18 protein-coding genes are annotated in these 23,021 nt (G+C 33.5%); 4 read left to right on the top strand and 14 right to left on the bottom strand.

The genetic code is table 11. The annotated features are described in order from the left end of the window. Positions 1–254: 254 nt before the first annotated feature. The 4 genes from ABXT64_RS01100 to ABXT64_RS01115 all read right to left on the bottom strand — a co-directional run bounded on the left by ABXT64_RS01100 (position 255) and on the right by ABXT64_RS01115 (position 7,476). Entirely contained in the window at positions 255–3,122 is a 2,868-nt protein-coding gene (locus ABXT64_RS01100) for a M16 family metallopeptidase (RefSeq protein ID WP_443633551.1), read from the bottom strand. Positions 3,123–3,443: 321 nt separating this feature from the next. Further along, positions 3,444–4,985 (bottom strand): YifB family Mg chelatase-like AAA ATPase, encoded by a 1,542-nt coding sequence (locus ABXT64_RS01105; RefSeq protein ID WP_443633552.1) that lies wholly within the window; start codon positions 4,983–4,985, stop codon positions 3,444–3,446. A 79-nt stretch (positions 4,986–5,064) separates the two neighbouring features. After that, complete coding sequence (locus ABXT64_RS01110) at positions 5,065–6,240, bottom strand: metallophosphoesterase (RefSeq protein WP_443633553.1); 1,176 nt, start codon at positions 6,238–6,240, stop codon at positions 5,065–5,067. 87 nt (positions 6,241–6,327) lie between these two features. Continuing rightward, positions 6,328–7,476: a trans-sulfuration enzyme family protein gene (locus ABXT64_RS01115; protein WP_443633554.1), complete on the bottom strand. Its 1,149-nt coding sequence runs from the start codon at positions 7,474–7,476 to the stop codon at positions 6,328–6,330. A 312-nt stretch (positions 7,477–7,788) separates the two neighbouring features. Between ABXT64_RS01115 and ABXT64_RS01120 the strand changes: the two genes are divergently transcribed. Next, a complete protein-coding gene (locus ABXT64_RS01120) occupies positions 7,789–8,682 on the top strand; it encodes a T9SS type A sorting domain-containing protein (RefSeq protein WP_443633555.1) in 894 nt (297 codons plus the stop codon). A gap of 52 nt (positions 8,683–8,734) precedes the next feature. On the opposite strand, the gene ABXT64_RS01125 is transcribed toward ABXT64_RS01120, so the two are convergent. From ABXT64_RS01125 to ABXT64_RS01135, 3 genes are read right to left on the bottom strand one after another with little or no spacing between them, the layout of a single operon-like run. Continuing rightward, positions 8,735–10,276: an acyl-CoA carboxylase subunit beta gene (locus ABXT64_RS01125; RefSeq protein WP_443633556.1), complete on the bottom strand. Its 1,542-nt coding sequence runs from the start codon at positions 10,274–10,276 to the stop codon at positions 8,735–8,737. A gap of 4 nt (positions 10,277–10,280) precedes the next feature. Beyond that, positions 10,281–11,723, bottom strand: coding sequence for an acetyl-CoA carboxylase biotin carboxylase subunit (locus ABXT64_RS01130; protein ID WP_443633557.1), 1,443 nt, complete (start codon positions 11,721–11,723; stop codon positions 10,281–10,283). A gap of 11 nt (positions 11,724–11,734) precedes the next feature. Further along, the gene (locus ABXT64_RS01135; protein ID WP_443633558.1) at positions 11,735–12,223 is read right to left on the bottom strand and encodes an acetyl-CoA carboxylase biotin carboxyl carrier protein subunit; all 489 of its coding nucleotides are present in this window, start codon (positions 12,221–12,223) and stop codon (positions 11,735–11,737) included. 146 nt (positions 12,224–12,369) lie between these two features. Here ABXT64_RS01135 and hutI point away from each other — a divergent pair, with 146 nt between their 5' ends. The 3 genes from hutI to ABXT64_RS01150 all read left to right on the top strand — a co-directional run bounded on the left by hutI (position 12,370) and on the right by ABXT64_RS01150 (position 16,522). Next, positions 12,370–13,608: an imidazolonepropionase gene (gene hutI / locus ABXT64_RS01140; protein WP_443633559.1), complete on the top strand. Its 1,239-nt coding sequence runs from the start codon at positions 12,370–12,372 to the stop codon at positions 13,606–13,608. A 65-nt stretch (positions 13,609–13,673) separates the two neighbouring features. Further along, complete coding sequence (gene ftcD, locus ABXT64_RS01145) at positions 13,674–15,368, top strand: glutamate formimidoyltransferase (RefSeq protein WP_443633560.1); 1,695 nt, start codon at positions 13,674–13,676, stop codon at positions 15,366–15,368. Positions 15,369–15,565: 197 nt separating this feature from the next. Continuing rightward, the gene (locus tag ABXT64_RS01150) at positions 15,566–16,522 is read left to right on the top strand and encodes a bifunctional helix-turn-helix transcriptional regulator/GNAT family N-acetyltransferase (protein ID WP_443633561.1); all 957 of its coding nucleotides are present in this window, start codon (positions 15,566–15,568) and stop codon (positions 16,520–16,522) included. On the opposite strand, the gene ABXT64_RS01155 is transcribed toward ABXT64_RS01150, so the two are convergent. The 7 genes from ABXT64_RS01155 to ABXT64_RS01185 form a co-directional block, all read right to left on the bottom strand. Further along, complete coding sequence (locus ABXT64_RS01155) at positions 16,503–17,261, bottom strand: LytR/AlgR family response regulator transcription factor (protein ID WP_443633562.1); 759 nt, start codon at positions 17,259–17,261, stop codon at positions 16,503–16,505. The genes ABXT64_RS01150 and ABXT64_RS01155 overlap by 20 nt on opposite strands. A 10-nt stretch (positions 17,262–17,271) precedes the next feature. Further along, the gene (locus ABXT64_RS01160) at positions 17,272–17,604 is read right to left on the bottom strand and encodes a 2TM domain-containing protein (protein WP_443633563.1); all 333 of its coding nucleotides are present in this window, start codon (positions 17,602–17,604) and stop codon (positions 17,272–17,274) included. Positions 17,605–17,615: 11 nt separating this feature from the next. Next, entirely contained in the window at positions 17,616–17,924 is a 309-nt protein-coding gene (locus ABXT64_RS01165; protein WP_443633564.1) for a 2TM domain-containing protein, read from the bottom strand. Positions 17,925–17,928: 4 nt separating this feature from the next. Further along, positions 17,929–19,281: a 2TM domain-containing protein gene (locus tag ABXT64_RS01170; RefSeq protein WP_443633565.1), complete on the bottom strand. Its 1,353-nt coding sequence runs from the start codon at positions 19,279–19,281 to the stop codon at positions 17,929–17,931. After that, complete coding sequence (locus ABXT64_RS01175; protein ID WP_443633566.1) at positions 19,281–19,907, bottom strand: hypothetical protein; 627 nt, start codon at positions 19,905–19,907, stop codon at positions 19,281–19,283. The genes ABXT64_RS01170 and ABXT64_RS01175 overlap by 1 nt, the downstream gene beginning before the upstream one ends. 108 nt (positions 19,908–20,015) lie before the next feature. After that, entirely contained in the window at positions 20,016–20,429 is a 414-nt protein-coding gene (locus ABXT64_RS01180) for a DUF2141 domain-containing protein (RefSeq protein ID WP_443633567.1), read from the bottom strand. Between the two features lie 227 nt (positions 20,430–20,656). Next, positions 20,657–22,834: a TonB-dependent receptor gene (locus ABXT64_RS01185; protein ID WP_443633568.1), complete on the bottom strand. Its 2,178-nt coding sequence runs from the start codon at positions 22,832–22,834 to the stop codon at positions 20,657–20,659. Positions 22,835–23,021 lie beyond the last annotated feature (187 nt).

Raw genomic sequence — 23,021 nt, forward strand, 5'->3', positions numbered from 1 at the left:
ATTTTTTTTTTATAAAAAAAATACTCAATCAGGTAATTTCCTGTTGTTGTGATAGATATGAAATGATAGTTTTGGTACTGTTATTCATAAATAAAGATTTAAAATCATTCACTTAAAAGTGAAACATTAACTAACAATATCATAATTGAGGGTATTAAGAAAAGATACCTAAAAGAAGATAGGTTATTCTAAAAACTAAAAAAGCAGGATACAAATTATCCTGCTTTTTTAGTTTTTATGAGTTAGTAATATAATTACATTTTCACATCATCCAATTTTACTTCCTCTCCCTCTTTATTCATAAGTTTTACTTCATCAAAGCCCATATCTTTAAATTGAGCAAATTGAGTTGCTGCATCACCAACAATTACATAAGCCATCTTAGATTCATCTAAATAGGTATTTGCTAATTGCTTGTGCTGTTCTAAGGTCATATTATTGATTATACTTTCTTCGCCTTCTATATAATTTGATGGCAAACTATAGGTACTCATTTCTTGTAACATTCCTAAAAGAGAGCGTTGAGTTTCAAATCTACGTGCATTCGATTTAATTAATGCATTTTTAGTAAACTCTAAATCTTCCGCACTAATTCCTTCTTTATATTTAGCAATTTGATCTTTAAAAATTTGAACAGATTCACCTGTAGTATTCGTTCTTACACTAGAAGATGCAGTAAATGTACCTGGTATTTTAGAGCCACTAAAATTAGTTCTAGCCCCATACGTATACCCCTTTTCTTCTCTTAAAATAAGATTTACATTCCCTGAAAAAGAACCTCCTAATTTATAATTCATTACCTCAGTAGCATAAAAATCTTTATTGGTTCTAGGTAAAGAAATATATCCAATATTAATTACTGATTGTTTTGCATTTGGAATATCCACGAAATATAATGATGCTTTATCTCTATTATTTTCAATAGGAAATTCAGGAATAGCAACCTCCTTAGCTGCCCAGTTTTTATTTAAACTACTTAAAGATGCTAGCGTTTTTTCTTTATTGATTTTACCTACAATATGAAACTTACTTATCGACGGCGAGAAATTTTTAGTATAAAACTCTTTTAAGTGATCTATTGTAATTGCTTCTACTGAAGCAACTGTACCTATTGTTGGATAGCTAAAGATATGATTTTTACCATATAAAAGTTTATTATAAACTCTACTAGCTACTGTACTTGGATCTGCATCTGATCGTTTAATTTGATTGACAGTTCTAGTTTTAATTCTAGCAAATTCTTCTTCATCCCATCTAGGTTGCAATAAAATTTCTTCAATTAAAGCAATGGTTTTATCTAAATTTCTAACTAAAGTATTCCCTCTAATAACAATTGATTCATTGGTTGTAAACATATTAATGCTTGCTCCTAACATTTCAATTTCTTCTTCTAATTCAGCTGGAGTTTTATTAACTGTTCCTTCCATCATGATGTCAGTCATTAAATTAGCAACACCATTGTTATTTTTATCATCTAATAAATGACCTCCTTCAATTACCAAACTAAAGTTAACAGTAGGAATTTCATTTTGCTCCATTCCATATACTTCCATTCCATTTTCTAGTGTTGTAGTCCAACTTTCAGGAATATTTAACTTTGGTGAGATTCCTTGAGCTGGTTCTATAGAACGATCAAAATTAGAAGGTGTTTTTGCAATTTCTTCTTTAGAATCTTCAACAGTCTTTGCTACATTTTCTTTAATCTCTTCTTCAACAACAGCAGCCTTTTCAGAATTATCAGCAATTAATTCTAATTTCCCTTTAGGGACAAAGCTTGTCATAATAAACGGTTTGTTCTTTATGTATTTATTATACACTCTCATTACATCCTCCTTGGTTACCTTTTTGATATTTTCAATATCTGTTTCAATAAATCCAGGGTCACCAGCAAAATTATTATAGATAGCTAATTGAAATGATTTTCCTAATACACTACTAATTCCATTGTAAAATCCAGTTTCTAATCCTGCTTTAATTCGTTCGACATCACGATCTGTTACTTCATCTTTTTCAAACATTGTAAAAGCTTCCATAATTCCAGCTTCAACATTATTTAGGTTTTCACCATTATTCGCAGTAATTACTATATGAAATTCACCCGCTAGTTCTTGTGAATTATTATACGCAGTCGTTCTTGAAGTAAGGTCTTTTTCTTTAACTAACACTTTATATAAAGGAGCTTTTTTTCCACTTGATAAAATTTCAGCAAGGAAATCTAATGCATAAGCATCATCTTCATATTGCTGAAGTGTTGGCCAAACCATATTTAATTGAGGAGTCGTCGCAAAATTATCTTCATGATACAGACGTCTAGTTTCAGCTAAAGTAACAGGCTGTGGCTCTAATGGTAAAACCTCTTCTCTTCTCTTTATTTCACCAAAATATTTTTCAATTAATGCTTTTGCATCCTCTTTTTCAAAATCTCCTGCCAATACTAATGTTGCATTGTTAGGTCCATAATATTTATTATAAAATTCTTTTACATCATCAATCGTAGCATTTTGAAGATCTACTAATTCACCTATCACTTGCCAGTTATATGGATGTCCTTCTGGATACATGTTTTTATCTAACACCCAATTGGTATGTCCATAAGGGTTATTATCTACACGTTGTCTTTTTTCATTTTGAACCACTTCCTGTTGGTTATAAAAAGCTGATTCAGTAACGGTATTGATTAAAAATCCCATTCGATCACTTTCCAACCACATGATTGTTTCTAAAGCATTGTTAGGCACAATTTCATAATAGATAGTTCCATCTTTCCAGGTTCCACCATTTAAAGTACCTCCGGCATCTTGGATTTTCTTAAAAAATTGATCTTGAGGAACATTTTCAGATTCTTGAAATAACACATGTTCAAATAAATGTGCAAAACCTGTTCTTCCGGTTTTTTCTCTATTAGATCCTACGCCATATTGAATCGCTAAGGAAACAATAGGGTCACTTTTATCCTGATGCAAAACAACATCAAGTCCATTTTCAAGTTCGTATTTTTCAAATTCTATTGAAAAATTTGTGTCAACAACTTCACTTTCAGAAGTTGATTCTTTGCAAGAAATTGCGCTTATTGATATAGCTAACAAGGCAAATATCAAAGATTTAGTTGGAAGTCTTAACATTTTAACTGGTTTTTAGAATTTTTGTTTAAAGGTACATTAGCCTAACTTTAATTCACTTAAAATATTGTTAAAAGGCATTAATACTCCTTCAAGAAACAACCCATTAAGTTCCTTAATCAACTATTTTTTTAGAAAAACGAATAACAACAATAACTATCTCAATTTAAGTATTTTTACTAACTATAAAGTCCAAATAATATACATTATGGTTTTGTTTCAATATTACCTCGATTCCATAAAGATGTAACTAATTGGGTTGCTTTTTCAAATTTGGATGCTTAATAGCTTCTTTTGTTTGCAATGAGAAAAGCATAGCGCCTTCTATCCCAACCAACCGTCTCTATCTAAACTTCTATATTGAATAGCTTCGGAAATATGTTCGTTTTTTATGACTTCGGATGCTTCTAAATCAGCTATAGTTCTTGCTACTTTTAAGATACGGTCGTAAGCTCTAGCGGAAAGATTTAATCGTTCCATCGCAGATTTCAATAACTGAAGAGAAGCTTCTTCGAGTCGACAATAAGATCTAATCTGTTTCACGCCCATTTGCGCATTGTAATGTATGTTCTCATATTTCTTAAACCTATCTATTTGAAACTCTCTCGCCTTTGTAACACGTTCTCTAATAAGCACACTAGACTCTCCCTTACGGTCTTCGCTCAATTTTTCGAAGGGCACTGGAGTTACTTCTATATGAATATCGATACGATCTAGAAGCGGCCCAGACACTTTACTTAGATAGCGTTGCATTTCTGCAGGAGATGAAGTCATGGGCGCATCAGGATCGTTAAAATAACCACTCGGACTAGGATTCATACTTGCCACCAACATAAAACTTGAAGGATAAGTGACTGTAAATTTCGCTCTAGAAATCGTAACTTCTCTATCTTCTAAAGGTTGTCGCAATACCTCTAAAACACCTCGTTTAAATTCGGGTAATTCATCTAGAAATAACACTCCATTATGTGATAATGAAATTTCACCCGGTTGAGGATAAGCTCCACCTCCAACAAGTGCGACATCACTTATGGTGTGATGTGGACTCCGAAAGGGTCTAGACGCCATCACTCCCGCTCTTTTCATGGTTCTACCCGCTACACTATGAATCTTGGTAGTTTCTAATGCTTCGCCTAAGGTCATGGGTGGTAAAATACTGGGCAGCCGTTTTGCTAGCATGGTTTTTCCAGAACCTGGAGGACCAATTAAAATAATGTTATGACCGCCAGCCGCAGCAATTTCCATACAGCGTTTAATGGATTCTTGCCCTTTGACATCCGCAAAATCGAATTCTGGGTTTTCGAGGTGGAAATTAAACTCTGTTTCTATATCAACAATTGTTTGCTCAAGTTTCTCTCCTTTATTAAAAAAGTCAATTACTTCTTTAATATTATCTACGCCATAGACTTCAATTCCTTCCACGATAGCTGCCTCTTTTGCATTTTGCTTCGGAAGAATAAACCCTTTAAACCCTTCCTCTTTCGCTTTTATAGCAATAGGTAAAGCACCACGAATGGGTTGAAGTGTTCCATCTAAGGATAGCTCACCCATAATAATGTAATCGCTTAGTAAAGGTTTTTCTTCTATTTGTTCCGTGGCAATTAAAATACCCATGGCTAAGGTAAGGTCGTATGCAGAGCCTTCTTTACGCAAGTCTGCGGGAGACATGTTGATGATTAACTTTTTTCCTGGGATTTTAAAACCGTTATTCTGAAGGGAAGCAGCAATGCGATAATTACTTTCACGAATGGCATTGTCGGGCAAGCCAACTAAGTGATAGCCAATACCTTTATCAACATTTACTTCAACGGTGATAGTGGTAGCTTCTACGCCAAATACGGCACTCCCATATACTTTTGTAAGCATATAAATTATGTTTGGTGGGAGCTAGAAAGGAAGATGGAAGATAATATTTTTATTTTAAACTTATTAAATTATCATCAAACTAATTACATCTATTATAAGGCTGATAAAACAAGTCCGGGTTGAGTTCCCAAGTAAGTGTTACCTCATCTCTTGGTAAAGTAGCATTTTGAGGTACTGCTTCCGTATATGGATTACCTATACAGAAACCAACCGAGTTTAAGTTGACCTTTCCACTTTTCATAATCGAGATGGTACTGTAACCAAAGAAAGGCGCTTTACCTTCACTTCCACCATTACCCGCAATCACTTGGTAGGTTCCGCCTCCCAAACTATCATTGATAGGTTGCCAACGTTGGTAATCGTGTTTATGAGCTGATAACATAGAATTTACTCTTGCATTTTGTAATGCTGGCCAAAGTACAGGTCCTGCGGGTAAACCATCATGTCCTGTTTCGCCTTCTCCATTTACATAATAAGGTTTATGTCCCAAAACAAAAATATGGTCAATACTTGATTCTGCTTTGTACTCATTTACTTTATCAATAATCCACTGCGTAGGAACCATTCCTTCTACTCCATAAGGATGTTCTGTTGTTGGTGGATTATAACTGTCTGTATTCATCACTACAAATCCTACATTATAACGCGTAAAAGAAAAGGTCATGCGATTGTCTAAGGTATCTGAACTTGGTGCTTGATCTCTATCAGATGGCATGTAGCTTTTCATATGATTTAACCAAATATCGGTACTTCCCAGTAAAGGAAATTCTTTCCATGTACTATCTTTTTTACTAAGCTTCTTTTTTTTCTTATTCTTTTTCTTCTTTTTCAGCACCTGTTTTGAATATAACATTTCATGGTTCCCAGGAACCGCTACCATTTCCATTTTGGTTTTACTTATTGAATCTGATTCATATAATTTTAACCAAGCATTTAATTGAGTATCAAGATTAGGTAAGGTAGATTCTGCCAAGACTAAATCACCCAGAAAAAAGAATAAATCAGGTTGCTCTTCTAATTCAGTTACTTCTTTAAAGATACGTTGCAAAGCATATTTATTAGCCGTAGAAGGAACTGAGTCAACAGCATCCCCTCTATTTACACGGTTACAGCCGACAAAAGAAAAACTAAAAATCACGGAATCAATTACGACTACAGCTTCTTGTTCAGAAGTATTTTTAATATCAGATTTGCAATTAGAGAAGGTACTTATCACTACTAAAAAAACAAGGGCATACATAAATTTCATAATCATTCATTTAAAGATTGAGAGAAGTAAATATACTTTAATCTCAAGGTTTGACCCTTAAGCATAACTACGTATATTTACTTTACAGGACTATTATAAGGAATTAAATGCTTGCGTAATATCCTCTTTTAAATCTTTTGTAGATTCTATTCCTACGGAAAAACGCATTAAATTTTCACTTATTCCTTGCTTTGCTCTTTCTTCTTCTCCTAATAAAAAGTGGGAAGCTTTAGCTGGCACCAAAATAGTAGACTCTACTCCTGCTAGGCTCATTGATTGTTTGATTAGTTTCAATGATTTCATAAATTGGTTTAAATCTACCTCATCATGAACTTCAAAAGAAAGCATGCCTGTAAATCCTTTCATTTGTTTTTTGGCAAGCGCATAACTTGGATGGTCTTTTAAACCTGGATAATATACTTTTTTTACTAAGTCATGGTTTTGAAGCCAGCGTGCCATTTTCTTGGCATTCTGGTTTTGAGCTCTTACTCGAATTGCCATGGTTTTCATACTCCGTTCTAACAACCAAACGGTATAATCGCTTAAACTACCTCCAAGGTTTTTACCTACATTCCATATTTTCAATATATGTTCTTCACTAGCCGCCACTGCTCCTGCACAAATATCACTATGCCCGCCCATGTATTTTGTGGCACTATGTATCATAATATCAATTCCGAAATCAATGGGTGTCTGATTGATAGGTGATGCAAAGGTATTATCGATCATCGTCACTATTCCTTTAGGTTTGGCTAGGTTGGTAATCATTTCAAGGTCTGTGATCAACATCAATGGATTGGACGGTGTTTCTACATAAATGACTTTAGTATTTTCTTTAATTTTTGATTTAAAATCTTCTTCGGAAAAACCTTCGGTAAAATCGAATTCGATTCCGTATTTCGGGAACTCTTCTACTATAAAATTATAAGCACCGCCATAAATAGTTTTCTGAACCACTACATGGTCGCCCTTATGTAAAAAAGCTAATAGTGTGGTACTTACCGCTGCCATTCCACTACCGAATATCATTCCTGCTTCACATTTTTCGAGCATCGCCACTTTTTTGCCTAAAGCCTCTTGATTGGGAGTATTAAAATAACGTGGATATCGCAACACTTCAACATCTTCATACGCATACGAAGTTGACATATACAAAGGGGAAATGGCTCCTTTAAATTGTTCGTCTTTTATTTCTCCCACATGGGTACAAATGGTGTTTATTCCTGGTCTTTTGTTTTCCATTGATCTCTTTCTTTAATTGAAGCTACTAAATTATGAAATTAATCTTCGATATGCATGCTAAGATATTATTTGCTTCCATTGGACTCTATTGGAGTATCGTTGGAGTATTGTGCTAGGAAATAGGTAGCTGGAATATTGTAGCTAGTATCTGGTATAAAAAAACAAAAAAAAATATTATCCATTTAATCATCTAGGTTTTATGAATTAGATCCTGAACCAAGTTCAGGATGACAAGGAAGTTGAGGACAGGATAGTAAATTCTAATTAATTTGCGATATTTGTTAGCAATACTATTTTTTATAAAAATATATCATGAAGAAACTTTTTAATGTATTTCTATTTATTTACTGTGCTACACTATTTAGTCAAGAATACGAACCATTACTCAATGATTATAATGAATGGCATACTACCTATTGTTTTTTTGGTTGTTATAGCGATGTTTATTATACCAATGGTGACACTATTGTAGACGGTATGGATTACAAAGTATTAGATGGATTCCATTTTATTTCAAGGACGTTTCTACTTAGAGAAGAACTTCTTGAACGAAAAGTATATTTGAATTTTGTACAGGAAACTGGAAATACTGAATATTTACTGTATGATTTTTCATTAAATGTAGGAGATACATTCGACATGAAAAACCCTATATCTCCTTTTCCTGAGGATGCTGGTGATTACGATTTGGATTCAATTATACTTAGGCCTTTAGTTGATGGAAACGATTATCGCCATTTTTACTTTTCTCCCTCTGAATCGAATACCACAAGTACCACAAATGCAATATGGGTTGAAGGAGCTGGGTCTTTATCTTTAATAAATGCGCCGAGTGGTGAACCAGATATAAATGATGTAGGACACCTTAGTTGTTTCTTTAAAAACGGGGAATCATTTTACGCTAACTTAGATTCTATAGAGGCTTGTGAGCCTACCATCGTTTTGGATATGAATGAATATTATTATCCTTTAGATGAAATTATTGTAAGTACAAATCATAACACAAACCATTGTAAATTAGATAATATTGAAGGTATTAAGTTTATTGATTTATACGATATAAATGGTAGAAGATTAGAAAGTTTTACCAATAATGGGAATAAAAACTTAACTTTTGATGTTTCGAATTATACCCCTGGAATCTACATTATCATTGTTCATACAAAACAATTTAAAAAGAAAACATTTAAAATAATAATACAGTAAGAAACCTTACTTACTATAAAAAATCACCTCTTTTATTCAATTAAGCGTTTGGTTAAAGTGGAATGTTTCCGTGTTTTCTATCTGGACGCTTTTCTTCTTTTCCTTCTAACATACTAAAAGCTTTTATTAATTTACGACGTGTATTTTCTGGAAGAATTACTTCGTCAATAAATCCGCGTTCTGCAGCTCTGTATGGATTTGCAAATTTTTCAGCATATTCTGCTTCTTTCTCCAATAATTTTTGCTCAGGATTATCGGCTTCTTTTAATTCTTTTCTAAAAATAATTTCACTAGCTCCCTTAGCTCCCATTACCGCAATTTCGGCAGTTGGCCAAGCGTAATTTAAATCGGCTCCAATGTGTTTTGAGTTCATTACATCGTAAGCACCACCATAGGCTTTACGAGTAATTACTGTAACTCTAGGCACCGTTGCTTCACTTAAAGCATATAATAATTTAGCTCCATGCACAATGATTCCGTTCCACTCTTGGTCTGTTCCTGGCAAGAATCCAGGTACATCCACCAACACCAATAATGGGATATTAAAACAATCGCAGAAACGGGTAAAACGCGCTGCTTTCTTAGAACTATTCACATCCAATACTCCTGCTAAATATATGGGTTGATTGGCTACAATTCCTATGCTTTTACCTCCTAACCTTGCAAAACCAACAATGATATTTTCTGCATGGTCTTTATGAATTTCAAAGAATGAATCTTCATCTATAATTCCGCTAATCACCCCATGCATATCATAAGGTTTGTTTGCATTTTCAGGTACGATGTCTTTTAAAACGTCTCGTACTTCATCTTTTAACTCGAATGGAATCTCTTTTGCCGTTTCCTTATTATTCTGAGGCAGATAACTTAATAATCTTTTTACATCTTCCAGACATTCTATATCATTTGCTGATCTTGTATGTGCTACACCCGATTTAACCGCATGTGTACTTGCTCCTCCTAATTCTTCCGAAGTTACTTCTTCATTCGTTACTGTTTTTACCACATTAGGTCCTGTTACAAACATATAACTGGTATCTTCTACCATCATTGTAAAATCGGTTATTGCTGGAGAATATACTGCACCTCCAGCACAGGGTCCCATGATTGCAGAAATTTGAGGAATTACTCCTGAAGCTTGCACATTTCTATAAAAGATATCTGCATAGCCTCCTAACGATCTCACCCCTTCTTGAATTCTTGCTCCACCTGAATCATTTAATCCAATAATTGGAGCTCCAACTTTCATTGCCATGTCCATTACTTTACAAATCTTCTCAGCATGTGTTTCAGAAAGCGCACCTCCAAAAACAGTAAAGTCTTGTGCATACACATACATTAATCGACCATTTATGGTACCATAACCTGTCACAACACCATCTCCATAATACAGTTCTTTTTCCATACCAAAATCGGTAGTACGATGGGTCACTAAAATTCCGATTTCTTCAAAAGACTGTTCATCTAAAAGATACTGAATACGTTCTCTAGCGGTTAACTTTTTCTTTTGATGTTGTTTATCTATACGGTGTTGACCACCTCCTAAATACGCTAACTCTTTTTTCTCGTTAAGTTCTTTTATCTTTGAATCCATCTTCTTATTGTATTGGTAATCTAAGTGTTTTTTGATCTTCGATATATTGTTTTACTGCAATCATTGCAGCTATTTTTGCTTCTTCTTTAAAAGTAGCTTCAAGATCTTCGGGCTTATAATAATCTTTTACAAAGTGGGTGTTAAAATTTCCAGATCGGAATGACTCATGCTTACATACAAAGGTTCCGAAGGGCAAAGTTGTTTCTACTCCTTCCACTTTATAATCGTCTATGGCGCTAATCATTAATTGAATAGCTTCCTCTCGTGTTTTTCCGTAGGTAATCAATTTAGACAGCATTGGGTCGTAATAGATTGGAATATCGGTTCCTTCTTCGAAACCATTATCTACTCTAATCCCTTCTCCAACGGGTAACTTATAGACGTCTAAATGCCCCACACTTGGTAAGAAATTATTTAGTGGATCTTCAGCATAGACTCTCAATTCGAGTGCATGTCCCGTTATCGTTAAGTCTTCTTGCTTCATAGGAAGTACTTCCCCTCTAGCAATTTGTATTTGTAACTCAACCAAATCTACTCCGGTGATTAATTCGGTTACAGGATGTTCTACCTGCAAACGGGTATTCATTTCAAGGAAGTAAAAATTGTGTTGGTCATCTATTAAAAACTCAACGGTTCCTGCACCCACATAATCACATGATTTGGCAACCAAAACCGCTGCTTTCCCCATTTCATCTCTTAGTGCTGGGCTAAGCACACAGGAAGGAGCTTCCTCTACTACTTTTTGATGGCGCCGTTGAATACTGCATTCTCTTTCGAATAAATGGATCACGTTTCCGTGGGTATCGGCTAATACTTGAATTTCGATATGTCTTGGAGCGCTTACATATTTTTCAATAAAAACGGAACCATCACCAAAAGCAGAAGTTGCTTCTCCAATTGCTAGATTCATTTGTGATTCTAGATCACTTTCTTTTTCAACAACACGCATTCCTTTACCACCACCACCTGCAGATGCTTTTATTAAAATAGGAAAGCCTACTTCTTTTGCAACTACTTTGGCTTTTTCAACATCGGTTATAGCTTTATCTATTCCAGGAACCATTGGAATATCGTATTTTTTTACCGCAGCTTTAGCTTCTAATTTCGACCCCATGATTCGGATTGCTTTAGAGCCAGGACCGATAAAAGTCATGTTGTTTTGTTCAACTTCTTCCGCGAAATCAGCATTTTCACTTAAAAACCCATAACCAGGATGGATACCATCTACTCCTAATTCTTTCGCTAATTTTATAATTTTTGAACCTAATAAATAAGATTCATTTGAAGGAGCTCCACCTATACAAATGGCTTCATCAGCATAACGTACGTGAAGCGTATTTCTATCGGCTGTAGAATAGACAGCCACTGTTTTAATGCCCATTTTTTTTGCCGATTTCATAACTCGAATGGCAATTTCTCCTCTATTGGCAACTAATATTTTTTTCATCTATAGTATTCTTAAGCTTCAAACTCTATTAATAATTGCCCTTTTTTGATGGCATCGTCCTTTTTTGCATGAACAGATTTAATAATTCCATCTCTAGAAGAAACTAAATTGTTCTCCATTTTCATCGCACTTAAAATTAAAAGAGAGTCACCTTCTTTCACTTCTTGTCCAGGTGTTACATTAATTTCAAGTATTAATCCTGGCATAGGCGCTTTAAGGTTATTTAGCTGTTTTGCATTTCCTAAAGAGAATCCCATTTCTTTTATGAGCACATCTAATTGGTCTGTAATAACTACAGTATATTTAGAATTTTTTATGCTAATCTCATATTCTTTCTTAAGAAAATCACTGCTTAAAATTTCAGCTTTAAAGGGCTGATTGTCTTTTAAAACGTGTAAATGGGAAGTGTTGGTGGGTTTAATGTCTAACGAATTTAAGTCTTCTGTACTTAAGTCAAAATTGTATTTTTTGTTCACAGAGGCTTTATACGAATTGCTCATATATTCTTATTTTTAAAGATGAGTAAAGGTACTCTATTTTATTACTTCGTATCGATGTCTTTGGTTGGTTAAATTGTACTATTCTGTGATTAAATCTTTACTATTGTGAAGTGAATTTTTATAATTCTCTTTTCTATCTTTGCAGTATGAAGATTCTAATACAAAACATTCAACAACTACTACAAATCAGAGAACATTCTGTTGCTTGGGTCGCTGGCAAGGAAATGAAAAACCTTCCTTCTATTAAAAATGCTTGGTTATTGATAGAAAACGATTTAATATTAGACTTTGGGTCTATGGATGCTTTTCCCAAAATTGATGCAGATAAAGTTATTGATGCAACAGGTAAAATAGTACTTCCTACTTGGTGTGATTCGCATACGCATTTAGTGTATGCTGGAAATAGAGAACAAGAATTTGTCAATAGAATCAATGGTATGTCTTACCATGAAATTGCTGAAAACGGTGGAGGAATTTTAAATTCGGCTAAAAAACTACAAGCTACTTCGGAAGAAGATCTTTATCATCAATCTGTGAGTCGTCTTAAAGAAGTCATGCAAATGGGAACTGGTGCCATTGAAATAAAAAGTGGCTATGGATTAACTCCTGAAGCTGAAATGAAAATGCTTCGAGTAGCCAAAAAGTTAGGAGAAAATTTTCCGCTTACTGTTAGAACAACTTTTTTAGGAGCTCATGCAGTTCCTTCAGAATATAAAGAAAATAAAACTGGATATATCGACCTTATTGTGAATGATATGCTTCCGAAAATCGCAGAAGAAAAACTAGCTTCTTATGTGGATGTTTTTTGTGAAGAAGGTTATTTTTCAGTAGCTGATACGGAGCGTATTCTTTCCGAAGCAAAGAAATACAATTTGATTCCAAAAATTCATGTGAATCAATTTACAATTCTTGGCGGAATTGCACTTGGAGTTAAATATAACGCCCTTAGTGTTGATCATTTAGAGGTATTAGATAAAGATGATATTGAAGCTTTAAAAGGCAGTAAGACGATGCCTGTTGCTTTGCCCTCTTGCTCCTACTTTTTAAGTATCCCTTATACTCCAGGACGTGAACTTATAGACGCCGGACTTCCTTTAGCTCTAGCAACCGATTATAATCCAGGATCGACTCCAAGTGGTAACATGAATTTTGTAGTAGCGACTGCCTGTATTAAGATGAAATTAACTCCTGAAGAAGCTATTAATGCTGCAACGATAAACGGTGCCTATGCTATGGGGCTGGAAAAAACGCACGGAAGTATTACAAAAGGTAAAAAGGCCAGTATTATGATTACAAAAGAAATTCCTTCCTTTGGTTATATTCCTTATTCCTTCGGAAGTAATTTGATTGATACTGTAATAATTGAAGGACAATTAATTTCATAAGAATTCCTATCCAAATAGTCTTCAAGTAAAAAAACATAATTAGATTTGACTTCAAACTAAGAATCATGCAAAAACAACTCATAGAATGTGTCCCGAATATTAGTGAAGGACGCGATTCAGATAAAATAAATAAAATATCCTCTATTGTTGAAACCGTTGAAGGTGTTACGCTTTTAGATGTGGATCCTGGAAAAGCAACCAACAGAACTGTAATCACATTTGTCGGTGAACCTCAACCCGTAATTGATGCTGCTTTTTTATTAATCCAAAAAGCTGCAGAGCTAATCGACATGACTAAACATAGTGGTGAACATCCTCGCTTTGGTGCGACCGATGTTTGTCCCTTGGTTCCTATCGCTGGAATTTCATTAGAAGAAACGGCAAAATATGCGCATAAACTTGGTGAACGTGTTGGTAAAGAACTTAACATTCCTGGATATTTTTATGAAGAAGCCGCAAAAGAAGAAAAACGAAAAAACCTTGCCAATTGTAGAAGTGGAGAGTATGAAGGACTTGCAAATAAGTTAACTGATGCTGCATGGAAACCTGATTTTGGACCCACAGAATTTAATACACAAGTTGCCAAATCTGGAGCTACAGCAATATCTGCAAGAGATTTCTTAATTGCTTATAATGTTAACTTAAATACTACTTCAACACGTCGTGCCAATGCTATTGCTTTTGATATAAGAGAAGCAGGTCGTTTTAAAAGAGAAGGAAATGTAGTTAACGGTAAAAAAGTATTGGATGAGAATGGTGAAGCTGTTAGAGTTCCTGGAAAACTAAAAGCTGTAAAAGGAATTGGATGGTTTATTGATGAATACGGGATTGCTCAAATATCATATAACTTAACAAACATTACTATTACCTCGATGCACGAAGCTTTTGATGAAAGTTGTAAAGCAGCCAATGAAAGAGGTTTACGTGTTACAGGCTCTGAATTAATTGGATTAGTGCCTTTACAAGCTATGCTTGATGCAGCCGATTTTTATTTAGTGAAACAAGAACGTTCTTTAGGTGTTTCAGAAAGTGAAAAAGTAAAAATTGCAGTAAAATCTTTGGGACTAGATGATTTAAAACCATTTATTCCAGCCGAAAAAATTATAGAATACAAACTAAAAAATACTTCAGAAAAAAAATTAATCGATTTTAAATTAGATGACTTCGCTGATGAAACTGCAGGAGAATCTATGGCTCCAGGAGGAGGTTCTATTGCTGCTTATGTAGGAACTTTAGGAGTTGCTTTAGGAACGATGGTTGCTAATCTTTCGGGGCATAAAGCCGGTTGGGATGATCGTTGGGAATTCTTTTCTCAATGGGCTGTAAAAGGTCAAGCATATAAAACCAGGTTGTTGTTTTTAGTCGATGAAGACACCAATGCTTTTAATAAAATTATCGATGGTTTTAGAATGCCTAAGGACAGCGATGAAGAAAAAGCAGCAAGAAGCCAAGCCATAGAAGACGCTACAATATATGCTACTGAAATACCTTTTCAAGTGATGGAAACCGCTTACGAATCTATGGAAGTGATGCAAGCCATGATAAAAGATGGGATGGAAAGTTCTTTATCTGATGCAGGTGTTGGAATTTTATGTGCAAGAGCTGCAGTACTTGGAGCTTACTTTAATGTACGTATTAACGCAAAAGACATAAAGGATAGAGATTTTGCTGAAAACATTCTTGCCAAGGCAAAAAACATCTACGAAGCAACTTTAGCAATTGAAGCTGATACTATTGCTTACATTGACAGTAAGATGTAACTCTAACCAATTTGTTAAAATTTTTAAAAAAGGTTGTCTAAAAAGTGTTTTTAATTGTCATTCAGAGCGGAGCGAAGAATGTTATTCATCTATAATTCATTATTTTGAATTTTTTAGAGATTCTTCATTTCATTCAGAATGACACTTTTTATAGATTCTTTTTATATATTTGCATAAGCACTTATATAAACACTTATATGGATATATTACATACACTTGGAGAGATTGGATTGGGATCACGTTTAAAACGGATAAGTGATTTGTTGATGAAAATTACGCAACAAATTTATACAAAGCAACATATTGACTTTGACCCTTACCTCTTCCCTGCTTTTAATACCATTGCAAAACTTAAAAAAACTACGAATACTGAGATTCGTGAACTATTACATATCACACAACCTGCAGTAACTCAAAACATCAACAAACTATTACAGAAAGAATTGATTGAGTTACAGCATGATGATATTGACAAACGTAAAAAATGGATTACTTTATCTAGTAAAGGAGAAAAAGCAGTGAATCAATTACAACCTCTATGGAATATATTAGACAGAACTGTAAAACAATACACTGTGTTTCCAGCTGGTTCTTTAATAGAACATTTAAATTATTTTGAAGAAAATCTTAAAAACGGAAATTATATGAAAACGATACAAGAAAAAGTCAACACTGAACTAGCGATTCGTATTATTCCTTTTGACAAACAATATGCAACTCATTTTTATGAGTTAAATGTAGACTGGCTAGAAAAATACTTCTATGTGGAAAATTATGATAGAGAAGTGTTGAGTAAACCTCAGCAATATATTATTAAGCCAGGAGGACATATTTTCTTTGCAGTTCAAAATAATGAAATATTAGGTACTGTTGCATTGTTAAAAAATGATGAAGGCATCTATGAACTAACAAAAATGGCAGTTTCTCCAAAACATCAAGGTAAAAAAGTAGGGCAATTAATTATGCAATATTGTATTGATTTCGCAAAAGAAAACAAGTATAAAAAACTCTTTTTGTATTCTCATACTATATTAGCAAATGCTATTTACATTTACCGTAAATATGGTTTTATTGAAATTGAAGTAGAAGCAGATAGTCCTTATGAACGAAGTGATATAAAAATGGAATTACTAATTACTCCAACCACAGTTTAAAATCCTTTACGCGCTCTCGAGCTACAATCACCTCTTGCTCTTTATAGTTATTCAGTTTTAATTGAAGCCTAGAATTGGTATAGGATATAATATCTTTTATTGCATTTATATTGATGTAATACTTGCGGCTAATTCTGAAAAACATTTTAGGTGATAACTCTTCTTCCAACTTTTCTAAGGTAGTATCTAATAAATAATCTCTTCCCTCGATGGTATGTGCATAAGTTCCTTTGTTTTCAGAATAAAAACATTCTATTTCATCAACTGAGATCATTTTTAAATGCTGTCCGATTTTTGTGGTAAACCGTTTTTTATATTCACGTTCAACAGGGCTATTAGAAAGTAGTTTTTTTATATCGTCAAAATTGAGCTGTACATTCTTTGCTTTAGGTTTTAGTTCTTTGTATTTATTGACCGCCACTTCTAATTCTTCATCATCAATAGGTTTTAATAAATAATCTATACTATTCAACTTAAAAGCTTGAAGCGCATATTCATCGAATGCTGTGGTAAAAATAATGGAACTTTTAATTTTGATTGTATCAAATATTTCAAATGAAAGTCCATCACTTAATTGAATATCTAAAAAGATAAGGTCTGGATGTACATTGTTTTGAAACCATTCTATTGATTCCTCAACACTATGCAGCATTTGATCTACTGGTACATTTAATTTGTCTAGCATACGCTGAAGACGTCTCGCTGAAGGTTTTTCGTCTTCTATAATTATAACTTTCATTAATTAAAATTTATTTCCATTTATTACTACCCGATTTATCATTTTCTTCTTGGTCCATAAACTCTTTCATCTTTTTGTCTTCCCAATTTCTAAAAAAACTAAAATTCCCTTGAAACACATTCAACCCATGAAAGAATAATCCAATTCCCCAGAAAAAGGGAGTGCTAAACATGGACCATCCTATATAATTTAGATTCAATGCTCCTATTTGGAATATACCCAAATGCATTAGTATTAAAAGTGAATTTATTACTATATATACTGTTAAATGAGAGTAAAAGTCTTTAATTTTTTTAACTTTCTTGGTTGCTCTATCGTATTTTTCTTTATTAAAATTTTCCATCTTTTTATTTTTTAAGTCCAACGATCATTTGAAGATTCATCGTCTTCTTCCATGAATTTTTTTATCTTTCTTTCTTCCCAATTTTTATTTAAATAAGGAAGCCATCCAAATGCTTTAAATGAATGAAATATGATTCCAATTCCCCATCCAAAAGCTGCCCATAAAAACCAAGGGTTCCGCCATTGATTTGAATAATAATTTAGTCCAGCTAAGAGGGCAATAAAAACTACATACGACATAAGGCTTGTATAAAACTTCTTTATATCTGCAACACGTTCTTTTGCTCTTAAATATTTGTTTTCTTGTTCAAATTTATTCATAACTCTAAGGTTTATAGGTGTCAAAGTCATCTTCGTCCATGAGCTTTTTTATCTTCTTTTCTTCCCAATTTTTACCTAACAAAGGATTGTAATCGAATGCTTCCATTGCATGTCCTGCAACTCCAAATCCCCATCCTACGATTGGAAAAACAGCCCAAGGGAACCCTGTAGATTTTATGTTTAGGAAAATAAAAAAAGGTACCATGATTATATAAATAGCAAAATGAATATAAAATCCTTTTAATTTTTCAACTCGCTCTTTAGCTCGCTCGTATTTTTTTTCTGATATATATGTTTCTTGTGTAGTCACTATGGTTGTGTTTTTTGTTAGTAATGGGATAGACACTTGAAATATTTCTTCATTTTTCTGAATAGATACTGGTCTATTGGTTAAAAGGTTATAACGCTGCTGAATATTTCTTAGTCCAACACCTGTACCTTCTTTTAGTACTTCTTTTGTTTGTATATTATTTTTAATTATTAAATTATTCTCTTCTTCTGTAATCGTAATGTATAGTTTATTTGAAGGAGTAACTTTATTGTGTTTTACCGCATTTTCTAATAATAACTGTAGCGATAAAGGAACCACTTTTGCATCGGGATTCGTTAACGTTTCCGGAGTTGTAAAAACAATACTGTCTTCAAATCGCATTCTAATTAAAGTCATATATAAATTAGCAAACTTTAACTCCTCTTCTAGTGTTACTAGGTCTTTATTTTTTTGTTCTAATACATAGCGGTACACTTTAGACAATGATGTCGTAAACTTAGTTGCTGCTTCAGGGTTTTCTTCTATTAAACTCGTGAGTACATTTAAACTATTAAATAAAAAATGTGGGTCTAATTGATTTTTTAAGGCATCAAATTTAGCGGATGCTGTTCCTGCAATAATTTTTTGTTCTTTTAATTTTCGCTCTTGGGTATGACGGTAGTAAAAAATTCCGTAGAAAATACTTGTAATAATAAGTGATATAAAAAATCCATAAGAATAATACTGTACTTTCTCTCCTGTGATAAACTCATTAAATGTTTCTCCTTCAAAATAGATTTCAGTAGTAAAACGAATTAAAAACAAAATGAGAACTGTAACGGAAACACTTCCTATTATTCCCTTAATCAAATGTTTAAAAACAAATAATTCATTTTTATAACGCTTTATTAGAAACATTAAAAAGAACATATTAGACATATAAAGAACCACCGAATATATTTGATTATATACAAATGAGATGCTTAAATCCTTTAGACTTGGTAGGGTTCTAGTTTGAAAAAAGTGGATTAAACCCAGTATTACAAATACGAGTATCCCAAGCGTAAAAGCTTTCCCAAATTCTTTATATATTCTTTTTGTTGTCATTATTTTTTACAGCTAGATTCCATGATTTGTTGTGCTCTTTCTAAACCGTAGGTAGGATAAAATTTTCCTTCTGGTTGAAAGTCTTCAAAAAGCTCAATCGCTTTTTCTACATCTTTACAATAAGGATCAATTGGTTGTCCAAAAAATACAGCTCCTCCCATATCCCATTCTGCTTTGTTAAGCAATACTCTTGGACTATTAGGTGCTATATTTAAAGCCTCTTGATACATCTGTGTTACTTTTGCTCCGTATTTCATTCCGTACTGCACTCCATCATAAGCCACCCAAGCTGTATGCCAAAGTGCATCTAATAAAAGGATCTCTGGATTGTCTTTTGAAATAGCTTTTGCGTCATTCATAAAGGTAAGTGCTCTATCAAGATTCGCTGTTAATTTCGCTTCATCTTTTTCACCGAAACATTGTACAACAGTAACTAAAGAAGCGTAATACGAAGGTAACCATTCTTCCGGTTCGGCTGTGGCAATTCGTTCAAATAAATTAACTGCTTCCCATGATTTTTCTGCTCCCCAAAGACCTAGGGCTTTTTCCATTTCTGTTTCATACTTACTTTGACTAAAGCCCGTAAAAGAAACAAGTGCGATTAATATGATGATGATATTTTTCATGTGTTTATTTTTATTGTTTTTTAATGGTCCCATGCTGTTCGCTATTATTCATTTCGTTGAGTGTTAAACTTTTTAGCATGCTCGATTCATAATTTTAATGTTATCAATTTATAGTTTTATATCCAATTTTACAATTTCTCCGTTACTTACTTCAAATTTAGCATCGTTCCATTTTGGAGGTCCGAAACGAGCAGGCGCATTGTTAGAAGTTCCATAGTCTTCCAAAGGGATCATTCCCATAATCATATTCATTTTACCGTTGTTGTCTTCATCATGAAAGCAAGAAACTGCATAGGTACCATCAGGTAATTCAGAAAAAGTGAAATTTGCTTTTTGCTTGTTGATTTCAGATTTTTTAGACACCATTCCTTTTTCTAAAAAATTAGCTTCGCTATCATGTAACGATATATAAACGTTTCCATCGTTGCTGCCAAAATTGGTGATTGAAACCTCTACCGTGTTTTGTGCTTGAATCATCGCTCCTGAGAAAAGTAATGATAAATAAAGAAGTACTGTTTGCATTATTTTTTGTTTTATTATTAATTATGATACAAATATCTGGTAGTTAAACGGCTTTTTAAAAAGAAGCATACCCAACTGTTCGTTTATTAGGTTGAAATGTAAATTAGATGATTAGATTGTTAGATGGCTAGACTTTTAGATTGCCAGATAGTTAGATAGTTTACTGTTTATTTGTTGAATCGTTTCTGATACTTGATACCTAATACCTGATACTTTTTTACTATAACCTACAAATTATCCAACTGATTTTCTTTTCCATCGTCGCTTAGTGTCCAGAAGAAGCCCACAAAAAAGAACTGATCTGCAGCAGGACGAAGTGTTCGTCTGTTAAACACTCCATTCATATTTGGAGCATCTGCATATTGATAGCCATTAATATTTTTAAACCCTAACACATTGTTTACTGAGAGATATAAAATCTTTTGAGGAGAAATTAAATAGGCCCAGTTTAAACTCAAACTATTATACCCTTTTGCTTTTTCTTGTAAAAAACCATCTTTATTAGGATTCGTATACGTACGTCCACTTCCGTATTGATGGCTAAAACCTATCTGGCTTTTCCAATCTTTGATCCAATATTTTGCTACGACAGAAACATTATGTGTATTGGCAAAAGATGGAGTTGCATCTACTGGGAAGTTATTATACTTTCTCTCACTATCTAAATAAGAATAACTTAGCCAATAATCTACACTTTTAATACTCTTATTGTCTCTAAAAAATAGATCGAATCCCTGTGCATATCCATCTCCATTACTAGTGAAGTCGCTATTGAATTCAGGGAAATCAGAATTATAAGTCACTAGGTTACTGTATTCTTTTCTGAATACTTCTGCTCTAAAAATCCGATTGTTTGCAGCATATTGATAGTTTAAAATATAATGCTGTGTATTTTGAGCTTCTAAGTTATCTGTAAACTTTAGAATATCATTTTGTGGCTGCTGATAGAAATCTCCGTATGCCAAAGACAACTGACTATTTTTTCCTGTTTTATAAGCCAATGAGATTCTAGGTGAAAGGGTAAATTCCTCAAATAACTCACTGTATTCCCCCCTTGCTCCCACTTTAACAGCAAACTTTTTGGAGAAGATTAAATCAGCTTCTGTGAACACAGCAGAAATATTATTCTTAAATCCATACGTTGCTTGAAATAAATCAGCTTGAAAAGTTTCATCAAAATCGGTTAAAAATTGTTCGGCTCCAAACAATACTTTTACCCGATTGCTATACCGTTTTCTTAATTTAAATTTTAGATGCGCTGAGTGTTCTGTATTATTTACTTCATCTGTAATTATTCCTATGTCAGTTTTTGCATAGGTATAACTTGCACCACCAAATATTTTCCAACTATCACTTAAAGCACCACTATAACTGGCATTGGTATAAAAATTATTATTCTTTAATTTGAAATCTATTCCTTCTTCAAAATTGATATCCTCTTGGTTTAATTCGAAATCAGTTGCATCAAAAGCTACATAAATCTTTAATAATCCTTTATTAAATTGCTGTCTAAAAACAGATTCTCCTGCTAAGGCTTCAAAGGGTTTTTTCCATTTTTTACGGTCTGGTAAAGCTTCAACATAAGGCAATAAGTTGATGTATGAGGCATTTACACTTAAAGAGCTTTTTTCCCATTTTTGTGTATTTCCCAATCCTAGTCCCACACTCATAATTGAAATATCTGTCTTTTCCTGAACAGGTTCATCGATGGTGCTTAATAAAAGTACCGATGATAAGGCTTGTCCATATTCGGCTGAATATCCTCCCGTTGAAAAAGTAATTCCATCGAATAAAAAGGGGCTGTATCTTCCTCTTGTTGGAATATTATTGGTTGTTGATCCATAAGGCGTAAACACACGAATTCCGTCGATAAATATTTGTGTTTCTTCCGCAGAGCCTCCACGCACAAATAAACGTCCGTCTTCGGCTACTGTTGTGGTACCAGGCAGGGTTTGTAATGCACCTACGAAATCTCCCAAAGCACTTGCCGTAGTTACTACATCTAAAGGTTTTAATACCGATATTTTACTGTTATCGCTCGCTTCAAAGGTCCCTGCAGATATCACGACTGTATCTAAGGAGTTTACATCTTCTCGTAGTTTTATGGTCAGGTTTTTTAATTCTGAAACTGAAGACTGAAGTGTGAAGGTTTCGAAAGACACAAAGGAAATCACTAAGGTTTGAGTTCCAGTTTCCGAAGTTTCAAAAGAAAAGTTTCCTTCTATATCTGAAGAGGTTCCACCATAGGTTCCTTCTAAATACACATTGGCTCCAAGTATTGGTGTTCCGTTTGACTCTGTTACTCTTCCTGAAATAGTCGTCTGTGAATAGCCTATTGAAACGAATAGGAAACATACGATTCCGATTACGAATTTTAAATACTGTTGCTGATGTACGGTTTTCATTTTTGGTTGAATATAAGTTACAGGACAAAATTGCTACATCAAGATTCATTTCAGAAAAAAAAGAAACCGAATTGTAATTTATCTATTCTCAAATGTATAAAACACCAAATCTAAACGAAAATTAATATCTTGTATAAAAATTACTAAGCGCATCATTAAGGAATAATTATTGTTACTTCAATTTAAA

Origin of the sequence: Candidatus Marifrigoribacter sp. Uisw_064 (assembly GCF_047730175.1) — a bacterium.
Lineage (GTDB): Bacteria > Bacteroidota > Bacteroidia > Flavobacteriales > Flavobacteriaceae > Marifrigoribacter.